Origin of the sequence: Ignatzschineria rhizosphaerae (genome assembly GCF_022655595.1) — a bacterium.
In the GTDB taxonomy this organism is placed as follows: domain Bacteria; phylum Pseudomonadota; class Gammaproteobacteria; order Cardiobacteriales; family Wohlfahrtiimonadaceae; genus Ignatzschineria; species Ignatzschineria rhizosphaerae.
Genome location: NZ_CP093379.1, coordinates 3,005,420 through 3,019,617 on the forward strand (window position 1 = coordinate 3,005,420; position 14,198 = coordinate 3,019,617).

The window sequence follows — 14,198 nt, forward strand, 5'->3', positions numbered from 1 at the left end:
GAGGGGAAATAGCGTGTCTGTTTCAAAGCGTAAATTAATCGCATCCAGAAAATCTGCAAGATTCTTTTTAATTCAAGCACTCTATGAGTGGCAAATTGCCCATAGCTCTTTAGCAGAGATTAGTAGTAATATTGCGGATAATGAGAAGTTCTCAGAAGCAAATAGTGAATATTTCCATGAGTTATTGCAAAATATTACGCAAAAGCGTGCTGAGCTAGATAGTGTCATTGCACCTTTTTTAGATCGTGATGTTGAGCAAGTTGACCCAATTGAGCGTTCAATTTTATGGCTTGGGGTTTATGAGTTACAAAATCAGCTCGATATTCCTTATAAATCTGTTATTAACGAAGCTGTGGAATTAACAAAACAGTTTGGAGCAGAAGGTAGCCATCGTTATGTGAATGGTGTTTTAGACAAGGTTTCTAAAACGATTACTCTTCGCCAAGCTGAAAAGTAATTGGCTATTTCAGCCAAAAAGCGGAAAGAAAAAGGATCTAACTTGTGTTAGATCATGAAAATGCTTAAAATTACTAGGCAACAATTTTTTATTTTAGGATGCACTTTTAAGTTTTAATGGTAAAACATCAGCCGAATAATTGAAAATTTATAAGGCTATGATAGATGGCTTACTGGGAAAGCTTTTAATGTATCCAAAATGTCTACTTACTCATTTGGAGGAAGATTATGTCATACGAATTACCAAAATTACCTTATGCTCATGATGCATTAGAGCCACATATTGATACAGAAACAATGCATCTTCATCATGAAAAGCATCATCAAACGTATGTAAATAACGTGAATGCAGCGCTTGCTAATTATCCGGAGCTTGCGGCTAAAACAGTTGAAGATTTAGTATCTGATATGAATGCAATCCCAGCAGATATCCGTACAGCTGTTCAAAATAATGGTGGCGGCCATGCTAACCATTCACTTTTCTGGACTGTCATGACACCTAATGGTGGTGGCGAGCCTACAGGTGCTGTTAAAGAAGCAATTGATAAAGCATTTGGTAGTTTTGATGCATTTAAAGAGAAGTTTGCGGCAGCTGCGGCAACACGTTTTGGTTCAGGTTGGGCGTGGTTATCAGTGGATAAAAACGGTAACTTAGAAGTTTCATCAACCGCAAACCAAGATTCGCCTTTAATGGAAGGTAAAACGCCTATTTTAGGTTTAGATGTTTGGGAGCATGCTTACTATAAAAAATATAGTAACGTTCGTGTTGATTACATTTCAGCATTTTGGAATGTTATAAATTGGGATGAAGTTAACAGACGTTTAGTTGCGGCTAAATAAGAAAAAATTTTAGTAGGCATAGCGGTAATTAATAAATAATTACTACAAGAACCCTACAAAAATCATATATAAATTAGAAGCCTACATATTATGTAGGCTTTTTTAGTTTTTGAAAAGCCCCTAATACGAGCATAAATGGAAGATTCTTGTTAAGATATGCCCTAGATTGTTTTCTTGTAGTTTTTTTATTTGAGAAGACAAATCAACATCTATTTAACGAGAGGAAGTTAACATTATGTCATTTGAGTTACCAAAATTACCCTATGCAATGGATGCACTAGAGCCACATATTTCTAAAGAGACTTTAGAGTATCATTACGGCAAACACCATCAAACGTATGTAAATACTTTAAATACAATGATTGCAGATACTGAGTTTGCAGACCTCACATTAGAAGAGATTATCTTAAAATCTTCAGGTCCTATGTTCAATAATGCCGCACAAGTTTGGAATCATACCTTTTATTGGGAGTCATTAAAACCGCAAGGTGGTGGTGTGGCAACGGGTAAAATTGCAGCAGCAATTAATGAAAAGTGGGGTTCCTTTGAAGCATTCCAAAAAGCATTTGATCAATGTGCAGTTGGTACTTTTGGCGCTGGCTGGGCTTGGTTAGTTAAAAATGCTGATGGTTCTATTGAGCTTGTATCAACCTCAAATGCCGCAACACCATTAACAACGGGACAAACACCACTTTTAACTTGTGATGTGTGGGAGCATGCTTACTATATTGATTACCGTAATAGTCGCCCTAATTATTTAGAGAACTTCTGGGCACTCATTAACTGGGATAAAGTGAACGAGCGTTTTGCATAGTAAGCGCCGGTATAAGGGATTTTGCTATTGAAGTTTAGAGGATCTTTGGTTGAAAAGGTCTATCTTACGACAGTCGTTTATAGTCGATTTGGTTTAAGAAACAGTATGTTAAAAGTAAAACGGTACAGCGTGTGAATCAAAACCGCTTGCACGATGCCGGATAGAACGGTTTTTGCGCTTCTCATAACTGATGCACCGGCAACCTGATTTAGTCATTTAAAACCTGTTTTACTATAAATCAAAAGCTTTTTCTTAATTCTATTTCTCTATAAAATTCCTAAGAGGATTATTTAATCGTCAGGAAAAGACAATAAAAGGGGCATGATGATAGTGCCTCTTTTTTTATAAGTTTGTGTAAAATAGAGTTTCCATTCTAATTTGGTTGTATAGGAAAAAGATTAATGACACAAGATTATGATCGCCGATTTTCAACATTAAGTAGGCTCTACGAAGAGAATGGCTTAAAGCGATTAGCCCAGAGCCATGTAGTAGTTGTGGGAATTGGTGGTGTCGGTTCTTGGGCGGTTGAAGCCTTAGCACGAAGTGGTGTTGGTAAACTCACCTTAATTGATCTTGATAATATTGCCGAGAGTAATATTAACCGTCAAATTCATGCACTCTCATCAACCATTGGTCAATCGAAAGTTGAAGCGATGAAATCTCGTATTTTAGAGATTAATGAGCGTTGTGAAGTTGTGATGATTGAAGATTTTTTAACGGCAGATAATCTTGCAGAATATCTCACCCATCCTCGGGAGAACTACTGGATTTTAGATGCGATGGATGAAGTTCGCGTGAAAGCGGCGCTCATAGCCTTTGCAAAGCGTCATCGTTATAAGATGATTACCACAGGTGCAGCAGGTGGTAAAACTCGAGCTGAAGATTTGATGATTGATGATCTTAATAAAACTTTTCATGATCCTTTATCTGCGCGGTTAAAAGCGTTATTGCGTAAAGATTATGATTTTCCGGCACATGATAAAAAGGCCGGCATCCCCATTGTTTTTAGCAAAGAAAATAGCCAAGCTAAGAAGAATGCTAGTGGAGGGCTTAACTGTCAAGGCTATGGCTCTATTGTGACAGTAACGGCCACAATGGGATTGATGGCGGCAAGTTATATTATTAATAAAATTACAGGGCGGGGGTAATCTTCATCGCTCAATTGGTATCATATGATGAAAAAATGCCGGGAGAAGAAAATCTACCGGCATTTTTGTATCTGTATGAAATAATATTATCTTTGAAGTAACGGCGCTTCTTCTGCGTCATTATCACGAAGGGGAGCTAGGACTTTTTCTTCAAATTCATTGGGAGAGATATATTGGACAACAGATTGGTATTCGCCTTTAGCATCGAGTGAAACATCGACCCCTTTTTCAGGATAGAGATAGTGAAAAGCCCCTTTATCCTTCTCTTGAAGTTTGATGGGGTTCTCTCCAAATCTGCCAAGAATGACGGTTTCATCTAAAGAGACAGCCATTGGAATAAAAGCTATTGTTTCAATAATATTGCCATAGAATCTTGCATGAAACTCTTCAGGGATCTCATAAATGGTACGTTTAGAGGTTGATTTTTTACTGGCTGTTAAAAAAGTCATGATCTCTTCAATCTGCGCGTCTGAGGTTTGAAGCGTAAAAGGAACTCGAGCCGTAAAGCCGCCGACATCTGTTTCACGAATATAACCCTCTAACTGTTTTTGATTAGAACCCGCATCTTCAAAGATCGAAAGGCTTAAGCGATTACCTAAGACAAAGATCAAATCTTCTAAATTTGATTCGTTGAGCGTGATATTAAAAACAGTGAGTTTTTCAGGAGTTGTTTCAACAATCCAGAACGGTTTTGTCTCGATATTTCCTTGCTTTGGTGGCATAAAGAGATTTTGCCCAAAGTAAGCAAAAACAGATATAAAGATGAGAACGCCAATAATACCAATAATATTCTTTTTCATAACTAACCTTGTGATAGCAAAAAGGCTACTTAGCATTGCTCGTAGCCTTTTTGAAGAAATTGATTCTTATAATATTCTAAGCGTATCACTATTTAGCATAGATGATACTGATATAGATTCATTAAAGTGAAGGATCAATTGCTTTGAAGATCTCTTCGCTGATCTCATTGATATCGCCGTGACCATTGATGGTTTTGAGCTTTCCTTGAAGTACGAAGTAATCGACTAATGGGAATGTTTCATCTTCAAATACTTTACGGCGTTTGAGGATGGTATCTTCGTTATCATCAGAGCGACCACGTGATTTTAAACGCTCTTTAATCACTTCAAAAGGAACGTCAAAATAGATCACTTTTTCGATCGGCATGTCGATTTCATCAAGAAGCTTATCGAGTTGTTCTGCCTGATTGATGTTTCTTGGGAAACCATCAAGGAGAAACCCCTTTTCTGATTTTAAAATATGGTTTTTAACCATACCAAGGACGATATCATCTGAAACAAGTTTTCCTTCATCCATGATTTTTTTAGCTTCAAGACCAAGTGGAGTACCTTCACTCACTTCAGCACGAAGCATATCACCAGTTGAAAGATGGGTGATTCCAAATTTGTTAACAATATTTTCAGCCTGAGTTCCTTTCCCAGATCCCGGTGCGCCAAGCAGGACTATACGCATATAAAACTATCTCCTTAGGTTATAAAAATCTGCTCACGCAGATTTGCTACATCGTTCTGACATGATACACACTTAAGGGAGTTGCCTCAATTCACTTCTACAATATTAGCGCATAAATTGCGCAAGATTTGTTGAATTAACTGAGGATCTAAGCTTAGAAATATTTCTGGGAAATTCTGAGATTAAAATGACTTCTCTATTTCATCTAACTGTCATATTACTTTGATAATTTGTGTTTTTATTGTTTACCATACTAATTGTTGGAGTATTTCATTGAAAATGAATAGATTATTGAAGTTAGCGACAGGCTTTATGATATTTAGTTTAGCGCAACAAGGAACGGCAGGAGAAACAGAATCATCAACAAGTTCTCATCTGCTTGGGTCTACAGATTTAGTAACAGGATTAACAACCCTGCATCAAACAGAAGCAGGGAGAAAGGCTCTAGAAGATAATCTCGCAGTTTCAATCGCAGTTAATAATAAGGCGACGAAGGAGCAGCAGCAACAAGCTCTTTATGATAATACCCTTCTAGCATTATTAGGTTCTATGGGAAATGGATTACTTGTCGCCGATGCTTTAGGTGGCACAATGAAAGATGTTTTCTTTGAGAATGTCACAATAGAAATAGATCCAACAACCTATCAAAATGTGGGGAAATCTTTTTCGAAAAATTTTACTGATCTTTTTACACAAGTAAATTTAATGGTGAGCTTAGAAAATGATTTTGCCAAACAATATTTTGCAAATGGTCTAGTCAATGGTGAGCCGGTTCTGGATTTTGAATTGCCCGAAGGCGGGATATTCGGCGCTTATGATAGTGCTTATCAAGATCAAGTTAATAATGGTGGTAGACCTAATGGGCATGGTAATGCACGTCCCGTACAAGTTTCACCAGAGAGTATTATTACCTTTGATGGGACGGATTTTTTTGGAAATAATGCATCATCTCAAGGGGATGCTATCTCTACAATTGAAAATAGCCCAGCTTATCCGAGTGGGCATTCGGCCTTTGGGTTTGCCTCAACTCAGCTATTTGCATTGATGGTGCCAGAACGTTATCAAGAGTTTATGTTAAGAGGTGCTGAATATGGCAATAGTAGAGTTGTTTTAGGCGTGCATTATGGTTTAGATGTTATCGCTGCTCGTATCATGACAACCCATGCTGTTGCGCAAATGATGAATAATAATCCTGATTATCTCAATCAAGAGATTGGAATGTTAGGCAGTAATATTACAACAACTGATGATTTCCAAAAGCTATTTTTAGCGGCGCAAACTGATTTGCGAGAGATGTTAGAATTGGGTTGTAATAGTACGATTGCGGAATGTAATCAAGCTTCAGGTCCTAAAAAAAGCCAAGAAGAGCGAGATCGTGAGCGTGAAGCTTATCGCTTAAGCTTAACTTATGGCTTAGATCCTGTGGGGGATACGACGTTAGAGGCTGTTGTGCCAGAAGGTGCTGAGATACTCATTGCCACAAGATATCCTTATCTCTCTAAAGAGCAGCGTCGAGAAGTTCTTCGAACAACCATGATTGAGTCGGGTCATGCTTTAGATGATGGCTCTGGGTGGGCTCGGTTAAATCTTTATGACGCCGCAGGTGGTTATGGGGATCTTGCCGGAGAAACAATTGTGAATATGGATACAAGTCGCGGTGGGCTTAATGCGTATGATGAGTGGAATAATCATATTACCGGCGTGGGATCATTAGAAAAGCAAGGAACGGGCGTTTTAGAGTTATCCGGCAATAGCACTTTTACGGGGCCAACGACGATCTCTGGCGGCGCATTGATTATCTCTGGTTCTTTAGTATCGGATGTTACGGTTAAAAAAGATGCGTTATTACAAGGTAATGGGGCCATTGGTGCATTAAGGGTAGAAGCCGGTGCAACGGTAGCGGCTTCTAAAGATGGTGTTTTAAAGGTTAATGGCGATGTTGAATTCAATCAGGCAACTTATCTATTAGCTTTAGACCCAGCTATACTACAAAGCTCAGAAGCTTCTTCCTCGATGATTACAGGTATCGAAAGCAAGGGAGCGATTCGATTAAATGATTCTGAGATCTCTCTTTCTTTAACCAATCCTACGGGTAATCTCTTACAAGAGAGTGCTGGGACGATGATTGGTAAGGAGATCACGGTATTAAAAGCTGAAGAAGGGATTGAAGGTTCATTAGCCATTAAAGAGAATAATTATCTGTTTATCTCACCGACCTTTAGTGTGAATGAGGATGTTGCAACATTTAAAGTGGATCGTAATAATATCGCTTTTTCAACTTATGCCGGTAATCAAAATCAACGTAATGTTGCTAATGCGATTGAGTTTTTAGGTGTTGGTAATGGCATTTATGAGAGTATCGCTTTTGCGGAAGACGCACGATATTTGGGATCAGCTTATCAGCAATTATCTGGGAAAATTTATGCTGATCTTAAATCTGCGACAATTAATGAAAGCCATCATGTAAAAGATGCGCTTCTTCAGAGGTTGCTTATCTCAAGTCAAGAGAAAAACTCTAAAACAGTTTGGGGTAATCTTTATGGTAGTTGGGGGAAGACAAAAGATCGCGATAATATGCTTGGATTTTCGAGTAATACCCAAGGGATGATTTTAGGGGTTGATTCAGGCTGGCAAAATGCGATGCTTTTTGGGGCTGCTTTAGGATATAGCAAGATGCGTTTTGATAGTGATGAGGTTAGTAAAAAGTATGATCAGCACAATTATCACCTTTCTATTTTTGGTGGAATGCTCATTGATCAATGGCAACTAAATGGGGGGATTAGCCACTCTTGGCATAAAGCTAATGTTGATAGATCAGTGAGTTATGCTCAAAATTATGGGCAATATCATACCGATTATAAAATGCAGATCACTCAAGTTTTTGCAGATATTGGTTATAAGGTACAACTTAGTGAAAGTAGTATCATCTCTCCTTTTGTGAATATGGCTTTCATTTCTGCAAAAAATAGTGGGTTTAGCGAGGATGGTTATGGCAGGCTTGCAGCACTAACTGCAAATTCTCAGCGAAGTAATCACTTCATCTCCACTGTCGGGCTACGTTTACACTCAAATTTTGGTGAAGAATCTCCATTTTCCTTTAATGGGGAGATTGGATTACAAAACCAATGGGGGAGCTTAGATCGAGATTTAAAATTGCGCTTTAGTAGTGGTATAAGTGAATTTGAGGTTCAGAGTATTTCTGCTGCAAGAAGCGCGGCCGTTTTAAAAGCAAATTTACAATATAATGCAAGCGATAATAGCGTTCTAACCTTCGGTTATAATGGGACCTGGTCTAATAAGCAACACGATAATAGTGTGAATCTAGGCTTAAAAATTTACTTTTAAAAAATAGGTCTAATACAGAAGTCCTTATTAAGGCTAATACTGGAAAAGATGGGGGTAATCCCCATCTTTTTATAAGTAGAGCAAAGAGTTGAGCAACTTTAAGCGATGTAGGGGATGGTGGTTTGCTATCTATTGCTAATAATACATATTGTAAATTTATGTAATGTTTTGTAGGATATCTCTATCAGTTAGTAACTTTTATAAAACAGTGGCCAGATAAGGATATCGAAGCATGGTAAATTTTAAATTAGTAACTCCAGAAACGGCAGATACGATTGCACAACCTATTTTAACAAAGCTCCAAGAGAAATTTGGAAGATTACCCAACTTCTTTGGGGCATTGGGCATTGATGGCGTGAGCTTAACTTCATTTTTAGCGTTACAGGAAACATTGAATGCCCAAACTAAGTTTACGGCGCGTGAGCAGGAGTTATTAGCCTTAGCTGTTGCAAATGTTAATGGATGTCACTATTGCGTGAGTGCCCATACTTTTACGGCAAAGAGAATGGCGGGATTAACAGAGGATGAGTGCACAAAAGCTCAAAAGGGGGAGGGGAATGATCCTCGTGAAAAGATGCTAATGACGTTAGCAATTAATATTGTCAAAAATCATGGAAAGCTAGAAGAAGACTTATTAGAAGAAGCAAAATTGTTAGGATTTACTGAGAGTGATATCGTACAAATTACGCTATTGACAGCCTTAAATAGCTTTACGAATTGGTTAAATAATATTGTCGATCCTGAAATTGATTTTCCAAAAGTCTCGCTGATTTAAGCATCTATTTAGAGATGATTAATAATTGTATGATATAGAAAAAGAGCCGCTTATTGATTTAGATAAGCGGCCCTCTCTTACTCCTAGTATGGGATTTTTAGGAATTTTTTTAAAGCTTATATCATTTAGTTACTTACATCGCCCTAAAATGTTGACTACAATTCTTTAGAGAAATTCTGATTTAAAAAAGACATAGTTTTTTTGTTCAGTTGTATCAACTTGGGGAGTTAAAGGGGTAACTTTAACATTAGATAGATGTCCTGTTTGGGAGTTATTATATTGATAACAGTCTTGATATTGCGCTGATATTAACTGTGTAGATAGTGATGCTTTTTGTACTGAATAGGTGTCTGGAGCACAAGTCTCTGCAACAACTTCTCCAAAGAAGGTAACTTTTCCTTCGAGTGAAAGAGAAGATTTTTCCTGATCTTGTGCCGCTTGTGCAAAAGCATTAATAAGAATCATAGAAAGTAATAAAACCTTTTTCATGAATGAAACCTTATACTGAGTGTTGATTGAAAATGTAGGTTAATTATATCCATATTGTTATTTAATGTAAATTAATGTTGTTAAAGGTTTTATTACTTTTATTTTTATGATTCGTGCGAGATCTAATGATTTCCGCTATATAACCCTTATAATATCGGACTTATTTGTGATTATAGATTTGTTAATAGTGGTTTCTTTGAAATTAATTATTTACAATAATTTACTTAAAAGTCTGTTTTTCAAGAATTTTTTATGAAAAAAAACGGCTAAAAGCCGCTTTAACTATTTATTGATTTGTAAGGATTATGAGTTTTAATTAGAGTGAGAGGCGAGCTCTTTAGTGACTTTGGTCGCTGATTGCTTTAATAGCAGTCTCTTTTCTGATTGATCCACAATTTTAGCTGCCACAAGATCTCCAGTGACATTTCCCATAGTAAAGATCATATCTACAAGCGCATTAATACCGGCTGTAAGCGCAACAATCTCAATGGGTAACCCGGCTTGGGTAAAGACAATCGACATCCCGATTAATCCTGCGCCAGGAACGCCTGCTGTTCCAACTGCAGCTAAGGTCCCGATGATTACAATCGATAAGATCTCAGGAATACCTAAGTGAATTCCCATAATCTCTGCTGCAAATATCACCCCAACGCCAAAGCGTAGTGCGGTGCCATTCATATTAATGGTTGCACCAATGGGTAATGTTAAATTGGCAATACGCTCATCAATTCCTGCTTTTTTAGCCGCATTAATGCTAATAGGTAATGTTCCAAGGCTACTAGAGGTTACAAAAGAGGTCATTACAGCCTCTTTGATATTGTTATAAAATTTAAGTATAGGAACCCCATAAAGACGTAGAGCTAAGGGGTAAACAATAACTATTAATAAAATAACACCGATATAAGAGGTTAATACAAATTTTCCAAGGGCAATTAAGGTATCAATACCTTGGCTTCCGATTGTTGAAGCGGTAATTCCTAAGACGCCGATAGGAGCATATTGTAAAATGCCGTTGAGTATTTTTAATACAACTTCATTGGCAGCTTCTACAAATTTCATCAGTGTATTACCCATCTCTTGTTGCTTTTGATCTTGTGAATGACGCATATAAAGGACAGGTAATCCGACAATAATCGCTAAAAATACCACAGATAAAACATTTCCATCAGCCATCGCTTGTACGATATTGGTGGGAATCATATTGATAATGGTTGAGATGAAACTCGGGCTTTCAGGAACGGTAATAGATACATCGCTTGGTAATGTCAAACCGACACTAGGGTTTGTCATTTTGGCAATAGCAACACCAAGGAAAATGGCAATAGCGGTAAAAAAGAGATACACCGGTAATATTTTCATGCCAATTCTGCCAAGCTCTTGCGGTGCTGAGTGATTGACGGCAACCATTAAGGATAAGAAGATCAGGGGAATGACGATCATCTTTAATAAATTCATAAATATTTGACCAAGCGGTGCTAGGAATTGACTGCTAGGACCAAAGATTAATCCAATAATTAACCCTAAAATAAATCCAGCCGTAATTTTTAGCATAAAAGATTGGTGTTTATACCAATACCATATTTTTCTCATAAAAATTCCCTATCCTTAGTGGTATGTCGTTATTATTGTGTTGTGTGACCTGTTTTATTAATCCACTTGAGAGCTCAATCTACAATCTATTATTGTCTGTTATTTTTTTAAGATTACCGAGGATGATTGATAGGTACTTTAAGTTATAAAGTCGTGAATTTTTGATAAAAAGATCGAGAAACAGAGTAGTCTAAAGTTGTAAATCACTGCAAAGGAGTTTTGGTTATAACATCATTCCTTTTTGGAATGACTTGTATCTTCAAGATTTTCTCTTAATATGATTGATCTATGCCTAATTTTCTTCATTTTAAAACAATTTTACAATAGTGATTTTGTAAGAAAAAAAGGAATAACATCCTAAATATATTTCCATTGTTTAATACCGGCGCTTTTGGTTTGATGAGAGTAATCGTCATGAGTGTGAGAGAAGTATAAAAGATAAATTTCGCTCATGAATTATGATCAAATTCACCAATAAGATCTAAAAGTCAATTGAGTAGAGGAAACCATTCTAAGAGATGAATAATTTCAGGGATGAGTTGTAATTGACAGGATCAGTTTTACGCACTTTAGGAAAGAACGATGGCAAAAGATAGCTTTATCTCTCCGGATTTAATTCGGGCAAAATTTTCAGCAGCAATGTCGGCAATGTATCAAACAGAAGTCCCTTTGTATGGGGATTTAATGCGATTAGTGGCTGAAGTGAATGAAGAGACATTAAGAGAAAATCCTGCTTTAAAAGCGCAATTAGTGCAAACAGATGAGCTCGCTCGTCTAGATGAGGAGCGTCACGGTGCGATTCGTTTAGGAACAGCCGATGAGCTTCATACAATGCGCCGTCTATTTGCGGTAATGGGGATGGTTCCTGTGGGATATTATGATCTAACGCCAGCAGGGGTTCCCGTTCATTCAACGGCCTTTAGAGCGATTCATGAAGACTCTCTTAGGGTCAGTCCATTTAGGGTATTTACCTCGCTCCTTCGTTTGGAATTAATTGAAGATCCGGTGCTTCGTGAGGAGATCGTAGAGATTTTAGAAGCGCGTCAAATTTTTAGTGATGAAGCGCTTCGTTTAATCGAGAAGTGTGAAGCAAATGGTGGCTTAAATGCAGATGATGCCGATAATTTTGTGACAGAGGTGTTAAAAACCTTTAGCTGGCATCAAGAATCGACGGTGACAAAAGCCCAATATCAATTGCTTCATGATCAGCATCGCTTAATTGCTGATGTGGTGGCATTTAAAGGCCCACATATTAATCACTTAACACCAAGAACATTAGATATTGATCGTGTCCAAAATTTAATGCCACAAAAGGGTATTACGCCAAAAGCCGTGATTGAAGGACCGCCCACACGAAAATGTCCAATACTGCTTCGTCAAACAAGCTTTAAAGCGTTATCCGAAAAGGTACGTTTTATTGATCAAGCTTTAGGAGAAGATGCCGGTAGCCACACTGCGCGTTTTGGGGAGATTGAGCAACGAGGAGTGGCTTTAACACCCAAGGGTAGAATGCTTTATGATGAGCTCTTGAATAAAACTCGTCAAGAGATGAATGGTGCACCAAATGAATCTAATAGCGATCGTTATTATGAACTACTTGCCAAAAACTTTATGGCATTTCCAGATAGTTATGAAGAGCTTCACGATCAAGCGCTTGCATATTTTGCTTATTACCCAACAACTGCCGGCAAAGAAAAAGCAGGTTCATTTAATACCAATGAGATTAATGTATTAGTTGCTGAAGGCGCACTGCTCTATGAACCCATCGTTTATGAAGACTTTTTGCCAGTAAGCGCCGCTGGAATTTTTCAATCAAATCTTGGAGAAGGTGGGCAAGCAGAATATGAGGTAGATTCAAATCAAGCACAATTTGAAGAAGCATTAGGCGCAAAGGTCTTTAATGAGTTAAAACTCTATGCCGAAACTTCTACTAGAACTTTAATGCAAGCTAAAGAGGCATTAAAAATTGTTTAGATTCCAAATCTGACAATAATGGGGATAGGCAAAAACTCAGTCACTTTTTTGTGTGTACTGAGTTTTTTTATGGATCTATTCTTGTAAAGATGGCGTTATAGTAGAGATGAGAGAATCATTATCTGTTGAAATGCATAATTCCCATTTGATAGGTTGCGGCGATGTTTCGTGCCATTTTCTGTAAGTTGTGAGGTGTTTGTTGATAAGCCTCTTCTAGAGACATAGGGCAATCTGTAATGCTAAAAACAGCATCAATACCATATTGATGAGTTTGTTCAGCTCCTTTTCCTAAGCTGCCGGCAATTGCAATGACGGGTTTTTGATATTTCTTGGCAACTTGTGCTACGCCCATTGGTGTTTTACCAAAACAGGTTTGCTGATCAATTCGACCTTCACCTGTAATAACGAGGTCTGCATCTTTAATCACCTCTTCAAGCTGAGTCGTTTCTATAACGATCTCAATGCCGGGGCGTAGAGATCCTTTTAAAAAAGCAAGCCCCGCAGCGCCCATTCCACCTGCAGCTCCGGCGCCTTTAATGTGATCCACTTCTAACCCCATTAAGCTCTCTATTTTATTAGCATAATGAGCAAGTGCATGATCTAACACCATCACCATTTCTGGGGTTGCCCCTTTTTGCGGGCCAAATATTGCAGAAGCCCCTTTTGAACCTGTTAGTGGGTTATCAACATCACAAGCAATATCAAATTGACAAGCGTGGATGCGGGGATCTAAGTTAGAAACATCTATCGTTTCTAAGTGACTTAGGGCTTTACCCCCGAAAGGGAGTTCTCTGTTATTTTGATCTAAAAATCGTACGCCTAAAGCCTGCATCATTCCAGCACCGCCATCATTTGTTGCACTACCACCAATGCCGAGGATAATATGCTGAACTTGATGATTTAAAGCATCGAGGATTAACTCACCTGTTCCAAAACTCGTAGTAACGTAAGGATTGCGCTGATTTTGAGGAACAAGTGCTAATCCGCTCGCTTCAGCCATTTCAATAATAGCGGATTTACCATCGCCTGTAATACCGTAAGTTGCTTCCACTTGTTGTCCTAAAGGACCCACAACAGATTTAGTAATATATTGCCCTTTTGTGGCGTCAATGAGGGATGTCACCGTTCCTTCACCACCATCAGCAACGGGAATAAGGGTGTAAATGGCATCAGGGAATATCTCTTGAAAACCCGCTTGAATAAGTTTTGCAACTTCTAATGCCGTTAAGCTCTCTTTATAAGAATCAGGGGCAATGACAACTTTCATGAAAACTCCAAGGAATAATCCCAAGAT

Annotated in this window: 12 protein-coding genes; 7 read left to right on the forward strand and 5 right to left on the reverse strand. The window is 38.0% G+C overall.

Going from position 1 to position 14,198, the window contains the following annotated elements; genetic code table 11:
• Positions 1 to 13: 13 nt before the first annotated feature.
• From nusB to MMG00_RS13820, 4 genes are all read left to right on the forward strand, one after another.
• Positions 14 to 457, forward strand: a complete 444-nt coding sequence (gene nusB / locus MMG00_RS13805; protein WP_242149430.1) for a transcription antitermination factor NusB — start codon at positions 14 to 16, stop codon at positions 455 to 457.
• A gap of 227 nt (positions 458 to 684) precedes the next feature.
• Positions 685 to 1,296 (forward strand): superoxide dismutase, encoded by a 612-nt coding sequence (locus MMG00_RS13810; RefSeq protein ID WP_242149432.1) that lies wholly within the window; start codon positions 685 to 687, stop codon positions 1,294 to 1,296.
• 235 nt (positions 1,297 to 1,531) lie between these two features.
• Positions 1,532 to 2,110: a superoxide dismutase gene (locus tag MMG00_RS13815; RefSeq protein ID WP_242149435.1), complete on the forward strand. Its 579-nt coding sequence runs from the start codon at positions 1,532 to 1,534 to the stop codon at positions 2,108 to 2,110.
• A gap of 401 nt (positions 2,111 to 2,511) precedes the next feature.
• Complete coding sequence (locus MMG00_RS13820; RefSeq protein WP_242149438.1) at positions 2,512 to 3,258, forward strand: tRNA threonylcarbamoyladenosine dehydratase; 747 nt, start codon at positions 2,512 to 2,514, stop codon at positions 3,256 to 3,258.
• Positions 3,259 to 3,344: 86 nt separating this feature from the next.
• Here the strand turns inward: MMG00_RS13820 and MMG00_RS13825 are convergent, their stop codons facing one another.
• Together MMG00_RS13825 and MMG00_RS13830 are read right to left on the reverse strand one after the other, a co-directional pair.
• The gene (locus MMG00_RS13825) at positions 3,345 to 4,058 is read right to left on the reverse strand and encodes a hypothetical protein (RefSeq protein ID WP_242149440.1); all 714 of its coding nucleotides are present in this window, start codon (positions 4,056 to 4,058) and stop codon (positions 3,345 to 3,347) included.
• Positions 4,059 to 4,179: 121 nt separating this feature from the next.
• Positions 4,180 to 4,731 carry an adenylate kinase gene (locus MMG00_RS13830; protein ID WP_242149443.1) on the reverse strand — a complete coding sequence of 184 codons (552 nt, stop codon included), beginning with the start codon at positions 4,729 to 4,731 and terminating at the stop codon, positions 4,180 to 4,182.
• 279 nt (positions 4,732 to 5,010) lie between these two features.
• Here MMG00_RS13830 and MMG00_RS13835 point away from each other — a divergent pair, with 279 nt between their 5' ends.
• Together MMG00_RS13835 and MMG00_RS13840 are read left to right on the forward strand one after the other, a co-directional pair.
• On the forward strand, positions 5,011 to 8,076 hold the full coding sequence (locus MMG00_RS13835) for an autotransporter domain-containing protein (RefSeq protein WP_242149444.1): 3,066 nt from the start codon (positions 5,011 to 5,013) through the stop codon (positions 8,074 to 8,076).
• A gap of 232 nt (positions 8,077 to 8,308) precedes the next feature.
• On the forward strand, positions 8,309 to 8,851 hold the full coding sequence (locus MMG00_RS13840) for a carboxymuconolactone decarboxylase family protein (protein ID WP_242149447.1): 543 nt from the start codon (positions 8,309 to 8,311) through the stop codon (positions 8,849 to 8,851).
• Positions 8,852 to 9,016: 165 nt separating this feature from the next.
• Here MMG00_RS13840 and MMG00_RS13845 read toward each other — a convergent pair whose 3' ends face one another.
• Together MMG00_RS13845 and MMG00_RS13850 are read right to left on the reverse strand one after the other, a co-directional pair.
• On the reverse strand, positions 9,017 to 9,340 hold the full coding sequence (locus MMG00_RS13845; protein WP_242149450.1) for a hypothetical protein: 324 nt from the start codon (positions 9,338 to 9,340) through the stop codon (positions 9,017 to 9,019).
• A 312-nt stretch (positions 9,341 to 9,652) separates the two neighbouring features.
• Positions 9,653 to 10,930, reverse strand: coding sequence for a dicarboxylate/amino acid:cation symporter (locus MMG00_RS13850; RefSeq protein ID WP_242149453.1), 1,278 nt, complete (start codon positions 10,928 to 10,930; stop codon positions 9,653 to 9,655).
• 582 nt (positions 10,931 to 11,512) lie between these two features.
• On the opposite strand from MMG00_RS13850, the gene hglS reads away from it, so the two are divergent.
• Entirely contained in the window at positions 11,513 to 12,904 is a 1,392-nt protein-coding gene (hglS, locus tag MMG00_RS13855; RefSeq protein ID WP_242149456.1) for a 2-oxoadipate dioxygenase/decarboxylase HglS, read from the forward strand.
• Positions 12,905 to 13,022: 118 nt separating this feature from the next.
• Here the strand turns inward: hglS and MMG00_RS13860 are convergent, their stop codons facing one another.
• A complete protein-coding gene (locus tag MMG00_RS13860) occupies positions 13,023 to 14,171 on the reverse strand; it encodes a glycerate kinase (RefSeq protein WP_242149461.1) in 1,149 nt (382 codons plus the stop codon).
• Positions 14,172 to 14,198: the final 27 nt, after the last annotated feature.